This is a genomic window from Bacteroides acidifaciens (assembly GCF_903181435.1).
GTDB lineage: Bacteria > Bacteroidota > Bacteroidia > Bacteroidales > Bacteroidaceae > Bacteroides.
This window is the reverse complement of the sequence record NZ_CAEUHO010000004.1, coordinates 154711-174775: the sequence shown is the minus strand read 5'-3', so window position 1 is coordinate 174775 and position 20065 is coordinate 154711. Positions and strand designations below refer to the sequence as shown.

Sequence of the window (20065 nt, the reverse complement as noted above, 5' to 3'; positions counted from 1 at the left end):
CATACGATACTATTATTGAAATAGAAAATGATGTAAGATGAGAAAACTTATTATTTGCATATTCATGGTTTTAGGTGGATACCTCTTTTCATTTGCCCAACATCCGTCCCTTCTTTTCACACAGGAAGAAGTGAACGAGATGAGGGCAGGAAAGGGGACAGTACCCGCATTCGACAAATCTCTTTCGGAAGTGTTGGCCGCAGCCGATGCAGCAGTAAACTCTCCTGTCTCCGTTCCGGTTCCCGTAGATGGCGGTGGCGGTGTGGTACACGAACAGCATAAATCCAATTACTATGCCATGTTCCATTGTGGAGTTGCCTATCAGTTGACAGGGGATAAGAAATATGCCGCCTACGTGGGCGATATGTTGGAAGCCTATGCAAAACTATACCCTACTTTAGGGTTCCACCCCCTGCAACTTTCCCCCGTCCCGGGACGTCTGTTTTGGCAGACACTGAATGAAAGTGTATGGCTGGTGCATACAGCGGTTGCTTATGACTGTATCTATAACACACTCTCACCCAAGCAGCGTGCCACTATCGAGAAGAATCTCTTCGTTCCGATGGCGGACTTCATCATGGACGGTATGGGAGACAACCATGCAAATAACAAGACATTCAATAAAATGCACAACCATGCTACATGGGCTACGGCCGCCGTCGGTATGATTGGCTTTGCGATGAATCGTGAAGATTACGTAAAGAAGGCACTTTACGGCTCCGACGGAACAGGCAAACGGGGTGGCTTTATCCGCCAGATGGATTACCTGTTCTCTCCCGACGGTTACTTCACGGAAGGAGCCTACTATCAACGTTATGCCATCTGGCCTTTCGTCATCTTCGCCCAATGCATCGAGAATAAACTGCCGGACTTGAAAATCTTCAACTACCGGGATAGCATTCTTTCAAAAGCCCTCTCCACATTGATACAACTTTCTTATGAAGGCGAATTCTTCCATATTAATGATGCCTTGCTGAAAGGGCTTTCCGCACAGGAACTGGTATATGCGGTAAACATATTATATAATGTTAATCCTTCGGATAAATCATTATTGTCCGTTGCAAATAAATACCAGCATACCTATCTCCCTACTATCGGCGGTTTCAAAGTAGCCCGTGATATTGCCCGCGGAGAAGCTGCCCCGATTACCTATCGCAGCAGTGTATTCCGTGACGGACGCAAGGGGGATGAAGGCGGCATAGCCGTAATCCGCTCCACAGATTCTAATCTGAATAGCGCCTTGACACTGAAAGCTACCTCACACGGCTTGAGCCACGGACATTTTGATAAACTGACAATGGCTTATTACGACAATGGGAACGAGATTCTGCCCGACTACGGTGCTTCCCGCTTCCTGAATATCGAAGCCAAGTATAAAGGTCATTATACCCGCGAAAACCAATCGTTTGCCAAACAGACAATTGCGCACAATACATTGGTCGTGGACGAAACATCCCACTTTGCCGGAGATATAAAAGTCTCTTCCCGTTATCATTCAGACATCATCTACCATGATTTCAACGGCGGACATTTTCAGGTAATGGTGGCGAAAGACACCAATGCCTATCCCGGAATAGAGATGAAACGTACACTGGCTTACGTGACTACCCCTTTCCTGCAATTCCCGTTAATCCTGGATGTGCTGCAAGCAAATGCGGATAAAGAGCATCAGTACGATTACCCTATCTGGTATAACGGACACTTCGTTTCCCTGAACTTTCCTTACGCCAAAGCAACTAACGAACTGAAAACTCTTGGTACGAAAGACGGCTATCAGCATCTTTGGCTGGAAGCCTGGGGGCAGAACAAGAGCCGAAATACATCGAGCTTCACCTTTGTCAATAAGGATCGTTTCTATACTATTAGTATAGCTACTACTCCGCAAACAGAAATGAAAATGCTTCGTCTGGGCGCTAATGACTTTGATTTCAACTTGAGAAACGAAACCGCTTTCCTGATAAGGGAAAAAGCACGGAAGAACCATACATTCGCCACTTCCATCGAAACGCATGGAGAATATGATGTGGTAAGGGAAACTTCCAGTAACCTGACCTCATCTTGCGAAGAGGTGAAAGTCGTGATGGATACGGCTTCCTATACAGTGGTGAAAGCAACCTATAAGGGTGGGCATTCCGTAATGCTTTGCTTGAGCAACACCGATACCGACAGAGAAAAAGAACACCGCCTGACGGTCGAAGGCACCATATATGCTTGGAACGGTCGTTGCGGAGTATTTATGAAATGATGATTAGTTTTCCGTTTCTCAGGTATTAATACCTGTCTTCTCAAGTATTAATACTTATCGGCTCAAGTGTTAACACTTGACAACTCAACAGTTAACACTTGACGAACGATGAATTAACTTCTGAAATACAGTGAATTAACAACTTGATTACAGGATGTTAATATGGGATGAGATAACTAATAAAAGATGAGTTATGAATGAATCGAGAATATAATAAACCATTAATAGACAGAAATATGAAAACATGTAGTGAAACTTATCAGTTTGAGAAAGAATTGAAGTGGGAAAATCCTGCTCCGGGTGTAAATCGCCAGATTATGGCGTATGACGGTCAGTTGATGATGGTCAAAGTGAAATTTGACAAAGGTGCGGTAGGTAGTATGCATGAGCACTACCACAGCCAGGCGACTTACGTAGTAAGCGGCAAGTTTGAACTAACCATCGGCGATAAGAAAGAAATCCTTTCTGCCGGAGACGGCTACTATGTAGCGCCCGACGAGCTGCACGGTTGTGTTTGCCTCGAAGCCGGTATCCTGATTGATACGTTCAGCCCTGTGCGTGCAGACTTCTTAAACCTGTAAACGTATGAAGGTAAAAGGACTCCGATGGATGGTTATCGGGTTAATCATGCTGATAACCATCATCAACTATCTGGATAGAGGTACGCTCAACTATATGTGGGTGGCTAATATCGACTATCGTCTGGTTTCCGAAGCGGATGCGTCGGCAGATAAAGGTAATCATGCTGTCCTGGCAGGAGAGCAGTATATCCTGACAGCCGCCAACGGCAACCGGGATTCTGTCAGCGTAGCCAACGTACAGATGAAGGAGAAAAACGGCGTTACGTTCGTAACCAATCGCGAAGGTATCGCTATCGACCTCGGCTTGATAGACCGCAACGACCCGGATGCTTCGCAGAAGGCGAAAGATATTCTTGGTCTGATAACTATCTTCTTTATGATAGCATACGGTATCAGCCAGCTTGTCTCCGGGAAACTGTACGACAAGATTGGATGCCGGAAAGGTTTCTTCTGGAGCGTGCTCGTCTGGGGGGCAGCGGATGCATTAGCATCCCTTTCACGGGGAATCTTCTCGCTGACCTTCTTCCGGATGATGCTCGGATTGGGGGAAGCCGGTCCGTGGCCCGGTACGACGAAAAGCAACGCCGAATGGTTCCCGCAGAAAGAACGCGCTTTCGCACAGGGATTGTTCGGGGCGGCAGCATCCATCGGTTCAATCCTTGCACCGATTATTATCCTGATGCTGTTCATTGCCTTCGGCTGGAAACTGACTTTTATTGTAGTCGGCGGATTGGGACTGATTTGGTTGATTCCCTGGTTGATTATCAACAAGGAAGGCCCGAAGAAGCATCCCTGGATTACAGAAGAAGAACGTACCTATATCCTAAGCGGTCAGCCCGAACAGGAGCTGAAAACCGAGGATAAAGGAAAAAGCTGGGGCGAACTGCTCCGAGTAAGAAAGAACTGGTCTGTCATTTTGGGACGGTTCTTCCTCGACCCTATCTGGTGGATGTTCGTGACATTCCTGCCGTTATATCTGGCAGATGTGTTCCACTTGAATATCAAAGAGGTGGCATTCTCCGCCTGGGTTCCGTATGTAGGTGCGGCATTGGGAAGTATTGCCGGCGGCTGGTATTCCGGTTGGCTGATAAACCGGGGACATACGGTGAACTATGCCCGTAAGGCGGCAATGCTGCTTGGTGGGATTATCATCATCCCGTCCATTCTGGCGGCTATCATGTCTACTACGGCTCCGGTCGCTATCGTCTTCATGGCATTGGTACTGGGTGGATTCCAGTTCTTTATGACGAACTTGCAGACTATCCCGAGCGACCTGCACAGTGGCAAATCTGTCGGCTCGCTGGCAGGATTGGGCGGTGCTTCGGCCGTATTGGGTACTATCCTGGCAATCCTTTTTGCCAGTTATATTACGAATTGGATATTATTATTCAGTCTGTTGGGAGCTTTGGTGCCGCTATCGCTGTGTTCCATCTTCCTGACAGTAGGAGAGATTAAACAAATAGAAAAATAAACGTATTTTAAAAACAAGACAATTATGAAATTAGAAGGAAAAGTAGCTATCGTAACAGGTGGCGCACGCGACCTTGGTCGTGCAATATCAGTGAAATTGGCAGCAGAAGGTGCAAAAGTTTGCCTGAACTATTTCGACAATGAAGCCGATGCACAGGAAACATTGGCACTGATTAAAAACGTCGGTGGCGAAGCAATCGCTGTTCAGGGTGATATGACAAAGGCTGCTGCGGTAAAGAATCTTTTTGCAGAGTGCAACAAGGCATTTGGCGACAAGGTAGATGTATTGGTGAATGTAGTGGGCGGCATCGTAGGCCGTAAGAAAATCACCGAACAGGACGAAGACTGGTATGACTTCCTGATGGATGTCAATATGCGTTCCGTATTCCTCTGCACCCGTGAAGTGGTTCCGATGATGCCGGCAGGCGGCTCTATCGTCAACTTCTCTTCATTGGCTGCCCGCGACGGCGGTGGCAACGGAGCTTCCATGTATGCAACCGCGAAAGGTGCGGTAATGACATTTACCCGTTCTATGGCAAAGGAACTCGGTCCTCAGGGAATCCGTTGCAACGCTATCTGTCCGGGCACGATTGCCACTTCTTTCCACGACCGTTTCAATACGCCGGAAAACCGCGAACGTATGAAGGCTTCCTACGCATTGCGTCGTGAAGGAACTGCCGATGAAGTTGCCGACCTGGTTTGCTTCCTCGCTTGCTCCGAATCTTCTTACCTGACAGGTACGAACATTGACATCAACGGTGGCTGTTTCTTCTCTTAAAGAAGAAAGCTGATACCGTCATTCCGAACGTAGTGAAGAACCTGCCCCTTGGCAGATACCAGAAGCAGGTTCTCCGCTTCGCTCCGAATGACATACTTACCTACTTTAAAGAAAATATTTATGAGACGAATCTTTGCTATATGGGCTGTATGCCTCTGTTGGGGGATACTGAATGCCGCCCCCTTAGGCCCGTTTAATGCGATATTGCTTGAACAGCTAAAAAACGACTATCAGAAAGGTGAGAAAGAGGTCACCCGATACATTGAACTTCAGGAAAAGGTGGCAGAGAAATATATAAAGATGACTCCTCTATCGGTGACTGCCAAGAAAAAACTTCCCCCCAGCAAAGACCCCAGGGATTATATGACTTTATCTCCCTATTGGTGGCCTGATTCTACCAAGACCGACGGACTTCCTTATATTCGTAAAGACGGTGAACGAAATCCCGAAGTCTACGAATACCCCGAACGTGAGAATGCCAACCGTTTCGGTGATGCCGCTTACTGCCTGGGAGTACTCTATTATATCACAGGAAAAGAAGTCTACGCCAAAGCATGTGCCAACCACTTGCGGACATGGTTCACAGACCCGAAACTAGGTATGAACCCGAATATGACTTACGCCCAAACTGTGCCGGGTATGAAGAAAATGAGAGGTTCCGGCTTCATTGACTCGCGCCGTTTCAGCCGTGCGTTGGGTGTTGCCAAACTGATAGAAGGCTCGAAAAGTTGGACTCCCTCGGATAAGAAAAAACTCGATGATTGGGCTACCGCTTTCTGCTATTGGATGGAGAACAGCACGCAAGGGCAAAGGGAATCTCATGCCGCCAACAATCATGGCTTGTGGTACGAAGCCATCCACTTGATGGTACTGGCTTACTTGGACCGTACCGACCGTATCCGCGAAGTGGCGGAACAAAGTATTCTCCCTAAGATGGGTGCACAGATTGCCGACGACGGCTCGTTACCCCAGGAACTGAAACGGACTCTCTCCCTGCATTATTCCACTTTCGCTTTGGAAGCCTTAATGGAAGCCAACCAAATTACCAGCCAGATAGGCATCAATCTATGGAGTACTCCTGCTTCCAACGGAAAAGTGGCTTCGCAGGCGGTAGATTATCTGTATCTGTTTTATCTGAATCCCGAAAGCTGGAAATTCAAACAGATTAAACCTTTCGACCAGTCCCGTGCCGCCATTCTCCTTTATGAAGCGGGAACGGCATTGGGTAATCAGAAGTATGTCGATACGGCAAAGCGCATCGGTCTGAAATACAGTACGTCCGATGTGGAAACAATACCGTATCTGGTTTTAAAGAAGAAATAAAATTTGAAGAAGAAATAAGATTATCTGTACCTAATATAAAGTGATAACATGAAACTGAAACTGATTTTTTGTTTGTGTATGCTGCCGCTTCTCTGCCTTGCACAAGAAGCGCAACCACAGCAGTTCTCCAACCGCTATGGCATGAAGATGACGCGGAACGACGACGGTTCATACGCCTTGTTGTATGCAAAGAAATACTCAAAGTTTATTGACGTGAATACCATTCCCGATGTGATGGTTCCCTATACCTATCAGGCAGACCGCTTGAAAAGCAAGGATTATAAAGGCGTAACCACCAAGGACATCGTCTACAAGAAACATAAGGATTACGAACTGATACTCACGGTAGACTTTGCCGAGACAGAGAAGCCTGCCCCGTTTGTTGTTTATATTCATGGTGGCGGATGGGCGCGCGGTAATAACGGCTCGTCCCGGTCTTTGTCCCAATACTTGGCGAAACAGAAAGGCATAACAGGCGTGCGTGTCTCTTATACATTGGCACCTCAATCCGATGCAACGGTGAAAGTCTCTATCCAGGATATTCTGGACGCAGTGAAGTATGTACAGGAGCATGCCGCAGAACTGAACATTAACCCTGACTGTTTCGGCTTCCTGGGAACTTCTGCCGGCGCGCACCTGGCAGCAGTAGCTGCGATGACTGTCCCCGGTACAAAGGCTTTCGTAGGCTATTCCGGTATTTATGAGCTGGAAAAAGCTGCCATCACTATGAAAACAAAAGACCCCCAGCGTATCGCATACTTCTGTGACAGAGAGCCGAAAGTGCTTCGTGAAGCCTCTCCCATAAATCTGATTCCAAAGAAGAACGTTCCTGCTTCCATGTTGGTATGTGGCACGTGTGATGTTACGGTAGAGTGCGAACAGAGCGAAATGTTCGCATCGGCTTTAAAGAAAAGAGGGGGAGTCTGTGACTTGTTGAAGTATGAATACTATGACCATAACGTAAGTTCGAAGACTTCCGACAAGATGGAAGAGATTTTCTTCAAGTCGGTAGATTTCCTGACCAACCATATTAAATAAATCCAAATGAGAAAAGGAATTTTATTCTTAGCTCTTTTTGCCTTTATCGCCTGCTCTAACAGTTCGTCGGAAGTGATAGACGAGAAAGAACAGCCGAAACCGGAAGGACCGAAACCGGAACAACCGGTGGATGGCACATTAACCGCTGACGGTAATAGCTCAAAAACGTATGACTTGATTAAACGTTCGGGCTATAACCATGAAGCTCCCGACTCCTCGCGCGAACATAAGGCAGAGCACTTCCAACATATTCAGCAGGTGCATGACAACCAGCTAAATAAGTACGTATTTGCTTTCTTTATTCATGCTGAGATAGACGACGACCGTGGACTGACAAACATCACTGACCGCCAGCGTAATGAGATAAAGACGGATAATAAATCTCCGAAAAGCCTTGTCGGGCAAAAAGGAGAGACTATGGTGTTTCGCTGGAAATTCTGTTTGCCAACTGGATTCCAGACGACAACCAAATTCTCCCATCTCCACCAATTGAAGGGTATTGATAATTCATCGGGCACGGCAGACGTCGGTTCTCCACTCATTACCCTGACTGCTTATTCCAACAGCGGCAGCAAGGGCGGTCAACAACTGCGCGTACGTTATGACAAACGTGGCGGAAGCACTACTACCCTTGCCAGTACAGATCTTGCCGGCTTCCTCGGCAACTGGGTGGAAGTAGAAGAAAAAGCCTGTTTCGGTGAAAACGGTTCGTATGAAGTAGTCATCACACGCATAAAAGACGGAAAAGTTCTCTTGAAATTCAGTTCTGAAAAGATGGATATGTGGCGCACGGACTGTACGGGACTTCGTCCCAAATGGGGTATCTACCGCTATCTGGGCGAAAACCGGAGTTGGCAAGACCAGTTGCGTGACGAAGAAATTCGTTTTGCCGACTTCTCTATCAGGAAGCTTTAGAGAGGGATTTTAAAGAAAACCTTAGAAAAGGACAGACGGTTAGTTTTGTCTATTATGGTGGTCTCCTGTCCGGGATATACTTTCGGTATATTTTCGGGTGGGAGATTGTCATCTGAATAATTTACCCAATAGAATCAATAACTTGTTGAGGTGTCATTACAAAAGTATCATTTTCTTGAGTCAGTTTATGTTTCAAGAAAAGTACCTTTATACATATTATGTAGTATAAAAATAATGTTTCTACTCCATAATAACAAACATATTGGTTTTATTAAGTATAACTTATAAAACAGACATTTTTCCTTGTTTTATTAAGTATGATTAATAAGAATGCTTTTGAATAAGGACTGTTTTCAGACAGATGTGGTATGAAATTACCACATCTGTGGTATTTTCCCTGAACAGAATCCGCCTTATCTTTGTCATATATTAAAACAGAGGAAATTAAAAACAGATATATATGGAAAAGATAGCAAGAAAATTGACGGATTTGGTAGGTAACACCCCGTTGTTGGAACTCAGCAATTATAATAAGAGTAATGGTCTGAAAGCTCGTCTGGTAGTGAAGCTCGAATACTTTAATCCGGCGGGGAGTGTAAAAGACCGTGTGGCGTTGGCAATGATTGAAGATGCCGAAGTGAAAGGTGTTTTGCAGCCGGGAGCTACCATTATCGAGCCTACCAGTGGTAATACTGGTGTAGGACTGGCTTTCGTAGCTGCCGCCAAGGGATATAAGCTGATATTGACTATGCCCGACACAATGAGCGTCGAACGGCGTAATCTTCTGAAAGCTTTGGGGGCGGAACTGGTTCTGACGCCCGGTGCGGACGGAATGAAAGGAGCCATAGCCAAAGCGGAAGAGTTGAAAGCAGCCACTCCGGGTTCTGTTATCTTACAACAGTTTGAGAATCCTGCTAACCCCGCCATGCATTTACGCACAACCGGCCTGGAAATATGGAGAGATACCGAGGGGAAAGTCGATATCTTTGTGGCCGGAGTAGGTACTGGCGGGACAGTTAGCGGTGTAGGCGAAGCGCTGAAAATGCGCGACCCGAGTATAAAGATAGTAGCGGTGGAACCATCCGATTCTCCGGTATTGTCCGGTGGAAAGCCCGGCCCGCATAAGATTCAGGGAATCGGTGCCGGTTTTGTCCCTAAGAATTATAAGGCTTCCATTGTGGATGAAGTCATCCAGGTGCAGAATGATGACGCTATTCGCACGAGCCGTGAGTTGGCAAAGCAGGAAGGTTTGTTAGTAGGCATCTCTTCGGGAGCTGCCGTATATGTTGCTGCAGAACTGGCGAAACGACCGGAAAATGCAGGGAAGATGATTGTGGCATTATTGCCTGATACGGGAGAACGTTATTTGTCTACCATCTTGTACGCTTTTGAGGAATACCCTCTATAAGAAGAATTTTAGAAAAAAGAGAGAGAATAACCTTGTGGTTGCTTGGTAAAACCGTATATTTGCCAAGTAACCATTTTTATTTAGTGCTATGATAAACAAGATCCTCGGGATTCTAACCATCCTCTTTCTATTTTCCGCCTGTAAAGACGAAGATTCTCCTCTTTCTTCTACGAAGCAGTTGCTTGGCTTTTCTATTCTGAAAGTTGATAATCAAGATAAGATTACCGATGATGTGGAAGCCTCTATTCAGGAGAATGTGATAACATTATCATTAGATGCATACGATGATTTGAAGTCGTTGATTGCCATATTCGAACATAATGGGAAATCCGTCACGGCAAATGGAGTTGAGCAGGAGTCGGGGATTACCTCGAATGATTATTCTCAACCATTGGTTTTCACAGTCGAGGCAGAAGATGGGAGTAAAGAACAATATACGGTGAAAGTATTGTTGAAAGATACCAGTGTGCTTTCTTCTTTTCGTTTCTTAAAAAAGAATAATGCATTCTTAGCTGCCGATGTTTCATCTTCTATTGGAGAAAAAAGTATCATCCCCCTTGTTACATTCTCACAATCCGAGCTCATTCCTACATTTACTACGAATGCTGTAAAAGTATTAGTGGATGATGTGGAACAGCAAAGTGGGATAACAAAGATTGATTTTGCATCTCCTGTCATTTATCAGTTTGTAATGCGGAACGGGGAAACCTTTCAATACACGGTAAAGGCTGAGTTCTTATTATCTGCTGTTCCTGAATTGACTATTACGACAACAGACCCGTCTATAACGGAAATACCAAGCAAAGACGAGTACTTGGAAGCAACTTTGACAGTTAACGGCAAAGGAGTCTATGAGAACTATACTGGGAAAACTGAGGTGAAAGGAAGAGGTAATTCAACGTGGGGATATCCCAAAAAGCCTTATCGACTGAAACTTAGTAAGAAAGCGGAAATCTGTGGTTTTGGAAAAGCAAAGAACTATGTGTTGTTGGCGAATCATATTGACCCTACGTTAATGCTTAATTCGGTTGCTTTTAAGATAGGACGGTTGTTGGAACTACCTTTTACCAATCACGCAATTCCTGTAGATGTGGTTTTGAATGGCAATTATAAAGGTTCTTATTTGTTGACCGAACAGATAGAGGTTAAAGAAAATCGTGTAGATTTGGATGAGAACAACAGTGTCATGTGGGAACTTGATTCTTATTGGGATGATGAACCTAAATTCAAATCGACTGCGTTTAACCTTCCTGTAATGGTGAAAGACCCCGATTTAACCACAGAGCAGTTTGAATATTGGAAGAAGGACTTCAATGCATTTGCGACACAATTCGCAAAAGAACCATTAGCGGGAAATACTTATGTAGATTTGATTGACATTGAATCGGTAGCCAAATATCTGATAACTCTCAACTTGGTGCACAATATGGAGATAAATCATCCTAAAAGTATTTTTCTCCATAAAGAAGGAAATGGTAAGTATGTGATGGGGCCGATTTGGGATTTCGATTGGGCGTATGATTATGAAGGTACGAATAAGCATTTCGGGCGTTATAATACGCCATTATTCTCAAGTAACATGAATGGAGTCGGAACTGCATTTTTCCAACGTTTCTTGCAAGATAGCCGTGTGAAAGCGATATATAAGAAAACCTGGCAAGATTTCAAGAATAATAAGTTGGACGCATTGTTACAGTATGTAGATGATTATGCTGCAATGCTTAAACCATCTGTGGAAAGAAATAGTGAGCTATGGGACAATACTAAATCATTTAATGATAAAGTAAAGGAACTGAAAAATTGGTTGAAAGGTAGAGCAAGCTATATAGATGGTGAGGTCAGTAAACTTTAATATTGCCATAGATTGCGTTAGATAAATACTGAGATTATATTAATTAACGTCAGTTCGATAGATGTTCGCCCGCATGGCTTCCCTTCGGGAAGGAGAAGAAGCGAAAAGTACAGGCATCTATCGAACTGACGTCATTAGTATCCCAGGCATATACTGTCATTCTTTTTATCGGATAACGTTACTGTCTTGTAAAAGAGAACTATCAACAAAGATTTCGACTTCATCCCTGAACTGTAGGGATAATTGTTATATCTGAAAAACAGGTTTGAATTTATTGTACCTCAAAACTCCCCTTCAGCTGGGCGTCCTGTGAAGAAGCTCCCACCATAATCTTGAAAGTCCCTTTCTCTACACCGTAGTGCATATCAGCGTCATAGTACGACAGCATTTCGGGAGTAAGAGTAAACGAAACCTGTTTCGTTTACCCCGCCTTCAAAGGTATGCGGGCAAAATCTTTCAACTCCTTCACAGGGCGGGTAGCCGAACTATATTCATCGCGGATATAAAGTTACACAGTCTCTTCACCGTCCATCTTTCCGGTATTCGTGACGTCTACGGTTACTTCCACGCTCTTGTCGGGAGTGATTGCCGCTTCAGACAGTTTGAGATTATCATATTTGTACGTCGTATAACTCAAACCGTAACCGAACTCGTACAAAGGTAATGAATTTCCTGTTGCATACAGAAACCAATGGTTGGTAAAGTCCCGGCAAAGAAAGCTCGTAACGGTCGCTGTTCTCTCCGCAAGTCTTCTCGTTCCAGTGGTAACGCATGGAGTTTTCTCCTACCACAAGAATCGCCAAATCGGAATTGTGTGCCCGTTGCACTGCATCCTTAATCTGGCTGTCGGACAATAAACGGACATTCCAACCTAGGTCGAGGAAGTTGTAAGCCGTTTCATGGCTTTTCATCGGCTCGCAGACCGAAGACTTTGCCCGTCATCTGGTCTACTGGTACTTTCCATACTTTGACGTTGCGGACAGCTGGGTCGGAGTAGCTGAATTCATTGTTCGTGTAATGGCGCATGATGATGTTCAATGCGCTGCGTTTCTCATCCATATCCTCAATGAACTCCACTTTCCCGCGACACATAGCACTTTCGGAACGCATACTGTAGCTGCAAGCTACTTTCTCGTGTTGGTAGACGAGTTTGTGTCCGAGACTGAAAGTGATACAGACATGGTTGTTGCGTTCCAGCATCTCTAATTTACCACCTTCGGGGCCGGAGTGAAGGTAGATGACGCCGTTTTCATAACCGAAGTTCATGGGAATCACGTATGGATTGCCTTCCAGGTCTGTGATGCCTACAAAGCAGGCGTCACAGTGAAGGATGATAGATTCGATTCGTTGTTTATCTTCAATAATAAGGGTTTTCATAGATTCTGAGTTATCTTATAATAGGATGGAACGTAGTTTCTGTCATTCAAGCGAAGCGAAGAATCTGCTCTTGATGTTTATATGAAAAGCGGATTCTTCCTTCTTGTAGTTGTCTGACTATTCCTTGAACTAAAAATCAAAGAATGTTTTGAGCACGGCTAATGACATCGACTTTCGTTATTTTTCAATTAATTCGAAATCGAGCTGTTTCTTCTCCAGGTTGGCACGTGCTACACGGACAGTGATAGCGTCTCCCAAACTGTATGTCTTATTTTTGCGGCGTCCGCGCAGACAGTAGTTCTTTTCGTCGAATTCGTAATAGTCATCGTCCAAATCGCGGACAGGTACAAGACCTTCGCACTTGTTTTCGTTCAGTTCTACATATAATCCCCACTCGGTTACACCGGAGATAACACCGTCATAAATCTGTCCCAACCGTTCGCTCATAAATTCCACTTGTTTGTATTTGATGGAAGCGCGCTCGGCATTGGCTGCTATTTGTTCCATGTTCGAACTGTGGTCGCATAGGTCTTCATACTTGGCTTCGGATACGCTGCGTCCTCCATCCATGTATTTAGTTACCAACCGATGTACCATCATGTCCGGGAATCGGCGGATGGGTGAGGTGAAGTGCGTATAGTAATCGAATGCCAGTCCGTAGTGACCGATATTATGCGTAGAATAACGTGCTTTCTGCATGGCGCGGATGGACACGGTTTCTATCAGGTTCTCTTCTTTCTTTCCGTGAATATCGTCCAGTAGGTGGTTGATGGATTTTGAAATATCCGTCTTTGTCCCACTCGTACGTACTTTATAACCGAAGCGGGCGATGAAGTGCGACAGGTTCTCCAGCTTTTCCGGGTCGGGCAGGTCGTGGATACGGTAAGGAAGTACTTTGGCTTTCTTGTTCTTGGGTACCCGACCTACTTTCTCTGCCACGGTTCTGTTAGCAAGTAGCATGAATTCTTCAACGAGCTTATTGGCGTCTTTCGATTCTTTGAAATAAACGCTGATAGGTTTTCCTTTCTCGTCGATTTCAAATTTTACTTCGTAACGGTCGAAGTTGATGGCTCCCGCTGTGAATCGTCTCTCGCGAAGTGCTTTTGCAATGGTATCCAGCATGAGCACTTCTTCTTTGAAGTCGCCTTCTTTGGTTTCAATAATCTGCTGCGCTTCTTCGTAGGTGAAGCGGCGGTCGGAATTGATAACTGTATGTACGATGCGTGAGTCTTTGACTTCTCCCTTTTCGGTGATGTCGAAGATGACGGAGAATGCGAGCTTTTCTTCGTTCGGACGAAGTGAACAGATGAAGTTGCACAGGCGTTCGGGAAGCATCGGGATAGTACGGTCTACGAGGTAGACGGAAGTGGCACGTTTCTCAGCTTCCTTGTCGATGATGCTGCCTTCTTTTACGTAATGTGTCACGTCGGCAATGTGTACGCCTACTTCCCACAATCCGTCTTTCAGTTTGCGGATAGAAAGTGCGTCGTCAAAATCTTTGGCGTCTTTCGGGTCGATGGTGAAAGTGGTAATCTTGCGGAAGTCCTCTCGTTTGGCAATCTCTTCGGCAGAAATCTCGGCAGGAATCTTGTCGGCTGCCGTTTCTACTGATTTCGGATATACATAAGGTAAGCCGAACTCTGCGAGAATGGCGTGCATCTCTGTAGTGTTGTCACCAGCCTGTCCTAAGATATCTATTACTTGCCCGATAGGATTCTTTGCCTTGTCCGGCCATTCGGTGACCTTTACGATTGCCTTGTCTCCGGTCTTTCCACCTTTCAGCTTATCTTTCGGGATGAAGATGTCGTTGGCAAGCGTACGGTTCTCCGTCACCAGGAATGCGTATGACTTAGCCACTTCCAGCGTTCCGACGAATGTATCGTTGGCACGTTCCAGTATTTCGATGACTTCTCCTTCGGCTTCTCTGTTCTTCCGTTTGGCATAGAAGGTTATCTTTACTTTATCGTTATTCATCGCATGGGCGGAATTACGTTCGGCCACGAATATAGGGTCACCCCCTTCTTCGGGAATAAACGAGTTCTTACCGTTGCTCTTCCGTTGGAAAGTGCCTGTCATTTCTGTTCCGTGACTGTTCAAGCGGAACTTCCCTTTTTCTATTTCACTGATATAATCGTCATCTAAAAGGTCATGCAGTATATCGACGCATAGCATTTTCTGGGGATGGGTGGTGAGACGCAATTCCGAGAAAATGTATTTCATGCTTAGAATTTCGTTGGATTTGGCATGGAAAAAGTCTATTAACAACGCTGCCAGCTCTTTCTTACTCATTCTCTTGCCGGCTTTTTTCTCTTTCTTTTCTTTCTTTTTCGCCATAATGTAGTCTTTTAAAAATATGTAATTACAAAGATAGACGATTATTTTCCTTATGGAAACTTTGGGGGAAGAAAAATAGCGGGGTTGTCTTGTATTTTATGTTTTATGGTAGGATGGCATATTTATGAATTGAGTAGCATAACAATTAAAGTTGAGGTAATACTTTTTAAAGAGAAATGCAAAATGCTTTTTATTTTATATTTATTGTATCTTTGTGGCATTATCAAAAAGAATGTTTGGTGAGAGTACTTTAATTAATATTCACGCAGAACCTAGAAAGTAATAATGGAGAGTATTTTAATTACGGGCGCAAGCGGTTTTATCGGGAGCTTCATCGTGGAGGAAGCACTGAAACGAAAGTTTGGTGTATGGGCGGGAATTCGTTCTACAAGTAGTAAGCAATATCTGAAAAACCGGAAGATTCATTTTCTGGAACTGGACTTTGCGCACCCTAATGAACTTCGTGCCCAACTCTCCGGACACAAAGGTACATATAACAAATTTGATTATATCATTCATTGTGCCGGTGTTACCAAATGTTCTGACAAGAAGACTTTTGATTATGTCAACTATCTCCAGACCAAATATTTTATTGATACGCTGAGGGCGTTGAATATGGTTCCTAAGCAGTTTATATACATCAGCACGTTGAGCATATTCGGCCCTGTGCGTGAGAAGGATTATACTCCGATTGAAGCCGATGATGTTCCGGCACCTAATACAGCTTATGGTTTCAGTAAGCTAAAAGCGGAGCTATATATTCAGAGCATTCCCGGTTTTCCTTATGTCATCTATCGTCCTACGGGAGTTTACGGGCCTCGTGAATCAGATTATTTCCTGATGGCGAAATCTATTCAGAAACATGTTGATTTCTCTGTAGGTTTTAGGCGTCAGGACTTGACTTTCGTCTATGTGAAAGATATTGTGCAGGCTATTTTCTTAGGCATAGAGAAAAAAGTAACACGAAAGGCGTATTTCCTGACAGATGGAAAGGTCTATAAAAGTAGTACTTTTTCGAACTTGATACAAAAAGAATTGGGGAATCCATTTGTTCTTCATATGAAATGTCCGTTAATTGTGCTAAAAGTTATATCTTTGCTCGCTGAATTCATAGCTACGCGTTCCGGAAAGAGCAGTACCCTGAATTCGGATAAATATAAGATAATGAAACAACGCAACTGGCAATGCGATATCATCCCGACAATTAATGAATTGGGGTATGCACCCGAATATGATTTGGAAAAGGGAGTTCGTGAAACTATTGCTTGGTATAAAAACGAAGGATGGCTTTAGACTTATTTAAGCGCGTAGAAACCCGGAAGGGGTTGTTTGCTGTGGAAAAGATTACATTGATTTATAATCTGTTGACTTCCATATTGATTCTATTCCTGTTTCAGCGGATGGATCATCCATGGCATATGTTGCTGGATAGGGCTATGATTGCCGCAATGACTTTTCTGCTGATGTACCTTTATCGCCTTGCCCCTTGTAAGTTCTCGGCGTTTGTGCGTATTGTTATTCAGATGAGCCTGCTTTCTTACTGGTATCCGGATACTTTCGAATTTAATCGTTTCTTTCCAAACCTGGATCATGTCTTTGCTACTGCCGAGCAGTTTATCTTTAACGGGCAGCCTGCTATTTGGTTCTGCCATACATTCCCGCATCTTCTAGTCAGTGAAGCATTTAATATGGGATATTTCTTCTATTATCCGATGATGCTGATTGTGGCATTGTTCTATTTCATTTATAAGTTCGAGTGGTTTGAAAAGATGTCTTTTGTGCTTGTCACTTCTTTTTTTATATATTATCTGATTTATATCTTTGTACCTGTTGCCGGACCTCAGTTCTATTTCCCTGCTATCGGGATTGATAATGTGTCTAAAGGGATTTTTCCTGCTATCGGTGATTATTTCAATCATCATCAGGAATTGCTTCCCGGTCCGGGATATCAGCACGGGTTCTTTTATAGCTTAGTGGAAGGTTCGCAGCAAGTGGGCGAACGTCCTACAGCGGCATTCCCAAGTTCGCATGTTGGCATTTCTACTATCCTGATGATTATGGCGTGGCGTGGCAGTAAGAGACTGTTCGCTTGCCTTATACCTTTCTATATGTTGCTCTGTGGCGCTACTGTGTATATTCAGGCGCATTATGTCATTGATGCCATTGTGGGCTTCTTCTCTGCATTCTTGCTGTATGTAGTGGCAACTTGGATGTTCAAGAAGTGGTTTGCGCAACCGATGTTCAAGTAAAGGAGCATTGGTCCGCAAGTATTACTTTTACGGATACAATGCTACGGGTATAATGAATTAGTCTTCTGGATTATTTTCTCTGTTGATGAGTATTTCATTAAATATTTGAAACAGCTCTTCTTTGGTTTCAGCCCTTAGCATCGCAATACGTGTATTGCGGAAATTGGGAATCCCCTTGAATAATGGGCTTGCAGCCAAATGGCGTCGTACATGTAGGATACCTCTACGTTCATCGAGCAGATTCACACTGTCAATCACTTCCTGACGAAGCACTTCCATGCACCATTCAAAACTAAGTGGTGGCAACTCTTCGCCTGTCTCCAGATAATGCTTCATCTCTTTGAATATCCACGGACGTCCGAAACTGGCGCGACCTATCATGACAGCATCCACCCCGTAACGGTCGAAACACTCCTTACAGCGTTGGGGTGTGGTTACATCTCCGTTCCCGATAATCGGGATATGCATCCGCGGATTGTTCTTCACTTCTCCTATCAGCGTCCAGTCCGCTTCTCCGGTGTACATTTGTGCACGGGTACGGCCATGTATCGTCAGTGCAGCAATGCCACAATCTTGCAACTGTTCCGCCAGTTCTACGATGATTTTACTGTTTGCATCCCATCCCAAACGGGTTTTAACCGTTACGGGAATTTTTACCGCATCCACTACGGCACGAGTAATCTCCAGCATTTTAGGGACATTCTGTAACATTCCTGCTCCTGCCCCTTTCCCGGCTACTCTCTTCACCGGACACCCGAAGTTTATATCCAGTATATCAGGCTGCGCTTCTTCTACGATTTTGGCGGCTTCCACCATTGTCTCCGTATCCTTTCCGTATATCTGAATAGCGACAGGGCGTTCCTCATCACTGATACTTAGCTTCTGTGCCGTCTTGCTGACCGCACGTATCAGTGCGTCACTCGATACAAATTCAGTATATACCATGTCCGCTCCGAATTTCTTGCACATCAAGCGGAAAGCCGGGTCGGTCACGTCTTCCATGGGAGCGAGCAGGATAGGGTGTTCACCGAGGTCTATATGGTTAATCTTCATATATGATTTTGCTATTTACTGTTTATGATTGAAGTAACTTCTTGTTTTCGCTGCAAAAATACGGAAAAAAGCCTACCTTTGTACGCATTCATTTGCTTAACTGATACAAATAAGTATATATTCTATGAGTCTTAGTTTGAAAGATTTTGAAATTATGGCTCCTGTCGGTTCGCGCGAATCTCTTGCTGCGGCTATTCAGGCAGGTGCCGATTCTATCTATTTCGGTATAGAAAACCTAAACATGCGTGCCCGTTCGGCTAATACGTTCACCATTGATGATTTGCGGGAGATAGCCCGTACGTGCGATGAACACGGGATGAAAAGTTATCTGACGGTCAACACCATTATCTATGATAAAGATATTCCTTTGATGCATACGATTGTCGATGCGGCTAAGGAAGCGGGAATTTCGGCTGTGATTGCGGCTGATGTGGCGGTGATGAACTATGCCCGCCGGATAGGGCAGGAAGTGCATCTCTCCACCCAGTTGAATATCTCCAATGCGGAAGCATTGAAATTCTATGCGCAATTTGCCGATGTAGTGGTATTAGCCCGCGAGTTGAACCTGGAACAGGTAGCGGAGATTTACCGCCAGATACAGGAAGAGCATATCTGCGGTCCGAGTGGCGAACAGATTCGTATTGAGATGTTCTGTCACGGTGCGCTTTGCATGGCTGTTTCGGGCAAATGTTACCTTTCCTTGCATGAGATGAACCATTCTGCCAACCGGGGTGCTTGTATGCAGGTGTGCCGCCGTTCTTATACCGTCCGTGATAAGGAAACAGATGTGGAGCTGGATATTGATAACGAATATATCATGTCGCCGAAAGACCTGAAAACCATTCACTTTATGAATAAGATGATGGATGCGGGCGTGCGTGTATTCAAGATTGAAGGCCGTGCCCGTGGTCCTGAGTATGTGCGTACGGTGGTAGAATGTTATAAGGAAGCTATCAAAGCCTATCTGGAAGATACATTCACCGATGAAAAGATTGCAGTTTGGGACGAACGCTTGAAGACAGTTTTCAATCGTGGCTTCTGGGACGGCTATTATTTGGGACAGCGTTTGGGAGAATGGACCCGCAATTATGGTTCGGCGGCTACGGAACGTAAGATTTATGTAGGTAAAGGTGTCAAATACTTCTCTAATATCGGAGTTTCCGAGTTTCTGGTAGAAGCTGCTGAAGTAAGCGTAGGCGATAAACTTCTCATTACAGGACCGACTACCGGTGCTCTATTTATGACTTTGGAAGAAGCCCGCGTAGACTTGGAACCTGTGCAGACAGTGAAGAAGGGACAGCATTTCTCCATGAAATCGGATAAGATACGTCCCAGTGACAAGCTGTATAAACTGGTATCAACCGAAGAACTGAAGAAGTTCAAAGGGCTTGATATCGAACAGAAAAGAGGCTGACCGTTATTTCTCAACTTTTAATTCTCAA

The 20065-nt window shown here is 44.7% G+C and carries 17 protein-coding genes and 1 pseudogene; 12 read left to right on the top strand and 6 right to left on the bottom strand.

Annotated elements, in window-relative coordinates; translation table 11 throughout:
- The first annotated feature begins 37 nt into the window (after positions 1–37).
- The 9 genes from CLIN57ABFB40_RS12830 (at position 38) to CLIN57ABFB40_RS12790 (ending at position 11610) form a co-directional block, all read left to right on the top strand.
- Positions 38–2245 carry a heparinase II/III family protein gene (locus tag CLIN57ABFB40_RS12830; protein ID WP_175630477.1) on the top strand — a complete coding sequence of 736 codons (2208 nt, stop codon included), beginning with the start codon at positions 38–40 and terminating at the stop codon, positions 2243–2245.
- 236 nt (positions 2246–2481) lie between these two features.
- Positions 2482–2826 (top strand): cupin domain-containing protein, encoded by a 345-nt coding sequence (locus CLIN57ABFB40_RS12825; protein WP_175630476.1) that lies wholly within the window; start codon positions 2482–2484, stop codon positions 2824–2826.
- A gap of 4 nt (positions 2827–2830) precedes the next feature.
- A complete protein-coding gene (locus tag CLIN57ABFB40_RS12820) occupies positions 2831–4297 on the top strand; it encodes an MFS transporter (protein WP_175630475.1) in 1467 nt (488 codons plus the stop codon).
- Between the two features lie 24 nt (positions 4298–4321).
- Positions 4322–5074 (top strand): SDR family NAD(P)-dependent oxidoreductase, encoded by a 753-nt coding sequence (locus tag CLIN57ABFB40_RS12815; protein ID WP_008641349.1) that lies wholly within the window; start codon positions 4322–4324, stop codon positions 5072–5074.
- 120 nt (positions 5075–5194) lie between these two features.
- Complete coding sequence (locus CLIN57ABFB40_RS12810) at positions 5195–6397, top strand: alginate lyase family protein (protein ID WP_175630474.1); 1203 nt, start codon at positions 5195–5197, stop codon at positions 6395–6397.
- 48 nt (positions 6398–6445) lie between these two features.
- The gene (locus CLIN57ABFB40_RS12805; RefSeq protein ID WP_175630473.1) at positions 6446–7435 is read left to right on the top strand and encodes an alpha/beta hydrolase; all 990 of its coding nucleotides are present in this window, start codon (positions 6446–6448) and stop codon (positions 7433–7435) included.
- Positions 7436–7441: 6 nt separating this feature from the next.
- Positions 7442–8350, top strand: a complete 909-nt coding sequence (locus CLIN57ABFB40_RS12800; protein WP_175630472.1) for a hypothetical protein — start codon at positions 7442–7444, stop codon at positions 8348–8350.
- A 460-nt stretch (positions 8351–8810) separates the two neighbouring features.
- Entirely contained in the window at positions 8811–9758 is a 948-nt protein-coding gene (gene cysK / locus CLIN57ABFB40_RS12795) for a cysteine synthase A (protein WP_175630471.1), read from the top strand.
- Positions 9759–9846: 88 nt separating this feature from the next.
- Entirely contained in the window at positions 9847–11610 is a 1764-nt protein-coding gene (locus tag CLIN57ABFB40_RS12790; RefSeq protein ID WP_175630470.1) for a CotH kinase family protein, read from the top strand.
- Positions 11611–11881: 271 nt separating this feature from the next.
- Here the strand turns inward: CLIN57ABFB40_RS12790 and CLIN57ABFB40_RS20300 are convergent.
- The 5 genes and pseudogenes from CLIN57ABFB40_RS20300 to rnr form a co-directional block, all read right to left on the bottom strand.
- Positions 11882–12079: pseudogene (locus CLIN57ABFB40_RS20300) on the bottom strand (fibronectin type III-like domain-contianing protein).
- A 39-nt stretch (positions 12080–12118) separates the two neighbouring features.
- Positions 12119–12247, bottom strand: coding sequence for a hypothetical protein (locus CLIN57ABFB40_RS20460; RefSeq protein ID WP_262886965.1), 129 nt, complete (start codon positions 12245–12247; stop codon positions 12119–12121).
- Positions 12222–12521 (bottom strand): glycoside hydrolase family 3 C-terminal domain-containing protein, encoded by a 300-nt coding sequence (locus CLIN57ABFB40_RS20295; protein WP_254871769.1) that lies wholly within the window; start codon positions 12519–12521, stop codon positions 12222–12224. The genes CLIN57ABFB40_RS20460 and CLIN57ABFB40_RS20295 overlap by 26 nt, the downstream gene beginning before the upstream one ends.
- Positions 12508–12987, bottom strand: coding sequence for a pyridoxamine 5'-phosphate oxidase family protein (locus CLIN57ABFB40_RS12780; RefSeq protein WP_175630469.1), 480 nt, complete (start codon positions 12985–12987; stop codon positions 12508–12510). The genes CLIN57ABFB40_RS20295 and CLIN57ABFB40_RS12780 overlap by 14 nt, the downstream gene beginning before the upstream one ends.
- 177 nt (positions 12988–13164) lie before the next feature.
- A complete protein-coding gene (gene rnr, locus CLIN57ABFB40_RS12775; RefSeq protein WP_175630468.1) occupies positions 13165–15321 on the bottom strand; it encodes a ribonuclease R in 2157 nt (718 codons plus the stop codon).
- A 285-nt stretch (positions 15322–15606) separates the two neighbouring features.
- Between rnr and CLIN57ABFB40_RS12770 the strand changes: the two genes are divergently transcribed.
- Together CLIN57ABFB40_RS12770 and CLIN57ABFB40_RS12765 are read left to right on the top strand one after the other, a co-directional pair.
- The gene (locus CLIN57ABFB40_RS12770; RefSeq protein WP_175630467.1) at positions 15607–16614 is read left to right on the top strand and encodes an NAD-dependent epimerase/dehydratase family protein; all 1008 of its coding nucleotides are present in this window, start codon (positions 15607–15609) and stop codon (positions 16612–16614) included.
- Positions 16605–17570, top strand: coding sequence for a phosphatase PAP2 family protein (locus tag CLIN57ABFB40_RS12765; RefSeq protein WP_175630466.1), 966 nt, complete (start codon positions 16605–16607; stop codon positions 17568–17570). Before CLIN57ABFB40_RS12770 ends, CLIN57ABFB40_RS12765 begins: the two co-directional genes overlap by 10 nt.
- A 57-nt stretch (positions 17571–17627) precedes the next feature.
- On the opposite strand, the gene dusB is transcribed toward CLIN57ABFB40_RS12765, so the two are convergent.
- Positions 17628–18623, bottom strand: a complete 996-nt coding sequence (gene dusB, locus CLIN57ABFB40_RS12760; protein ID WP_175630465.1) for a tRNA dihydrouridine synthase DusB — start codon at positions 18621–18623, stop codon at positions 17628–17630.
- Positions 18624–18747: 124 nt separating this feature from the next.
- Here dusB and CLIN57ABFB40_RS12755 point away from each other — a divergent pair, with 124 nt between their 5' ends.
- Positions 18748–20037: a peptidase U32 family protein gene (locus CLIN57ABFB40_RS12755; protein ID WP_175630464.1), complete on the top strand. Its 1290-nt coding sequence runs from the start codon at positions 18748–18750 to the stop codon at positions 20035–20037.
- Positions 20038–20065: the final 28 nt, after the last annotated feature.

Coding starts and splice junctions, on each gene's coding strand:
- CLIN57ABFB40_RS12770 (WP_175630467.1), top strand. CDS start 15,607: ATGGAGAGTATTTTAATTACGGGCGCAAGCGGTTTTATCGGGAGCTTC.
- CLIN57ABFB40_RS12780 (WP_175630469.1), bottom strand. CDS start 12,987: ATGAAAACCCTTATTATTGAAGATAAACAACGAATCGAATCTATCATC.
- CLIN57ABFB40_RS12810 (WP_175630474.1), top strand. CDS start 5,195: ATGAGACGAATCTTTGCTATATGGGCTGTATGCCTCTGTTGGGGGATA.
- CLIN57ABFB40_RS12825 (WP_175630476.1), top strand. CDS start 2,482: ATGAAAACATGTAGTGAAACTTATCAGTTTGAGAAAGAATTGAAGTGG.
- CLIN57ABFB40_RS12755 (WP_175630464.1), top strand. CDS start 18,748: ATGAGTCTTAGTTTGAAAGATTTTGAAATTATGGCTCCTGTCGGTTCG.
- CLIN57ABFB40_RS20295 (WP_254871769.1), bottom strand. CDS start 12,521: ATGAAAAGCCATGAAACGGCTTACAACTTCCTCGACCTAGGTTGGAAT.
- CLIN57ABFB40_RS12800 (WP_175630472.1), top strand. CDS start 7,442: ATGAGAAAAGGAATTTTATTCTTAGCTCTTTTTGCCTTTATCGCCTGC.
- CLIN57ABFB40_RS12790 (WP_175630470.1), top strand. CDS start 9,847: ATGATAAACAAGATCCTCGGGATTCTAACCATCCTCTTTCTATTTTCC.
- CLIN57ABFB40_RS12820 (WP_175630475.1), top strand. CDS start 2,831: ATGAAGGTAAAAGGACTCCGATGGATGGTTATCGGGTTAATCATGCTG.
- cysK (WP_175630471.1), top strand. CDS start 8,811: ATGGAAAAGATAGCAAGAAAATTGACGGATTTGGTAGGTAACACCCCG.
- CLIN57ABFB40_RS12805 (WP_175630473.1), top strand. CDS start 6,446: ATGAAACTGAAACTGATTTTTTGTTTGTGTATGCTGCCGCTTCTCTGC.
- dusB (WP_175630465.1), bottom strand. CDS start 18,623: ATGAAGATTAACCATATAGACCTCGGTGAACACCCTATCCTGCTCGCT.
- rnr (WP_175630468.1), bottom strand. CDS start 15,321: ATGGCGAAAAAGAAAGAAAAGAAAGAGAAAAAAGCCGGCAAGAGAATG.
- CLIN57ABFB40_RS12830 (WP_175630477.1), top strand. CDS start 38: ATGAGAAAACTTATTATTTGCATATTCATGGTTTTAGGTGGATACCTC.
- CLIN57ABFB40_RS12765 (WP_175630466.1), top strand. CDS start 16,605: ATGGCTTTAGACTTATTTAAGCGCGTAGAAACCCGGAAGGGGTTGTTT.
- CLIN57ABFB40_RS12815 (WP_008641349.1), top strand. CDS start 4,322: ATGAAATTAGAAGGAAAAGTAGCTATCGTAACAGGTGGCGCACGCGAC.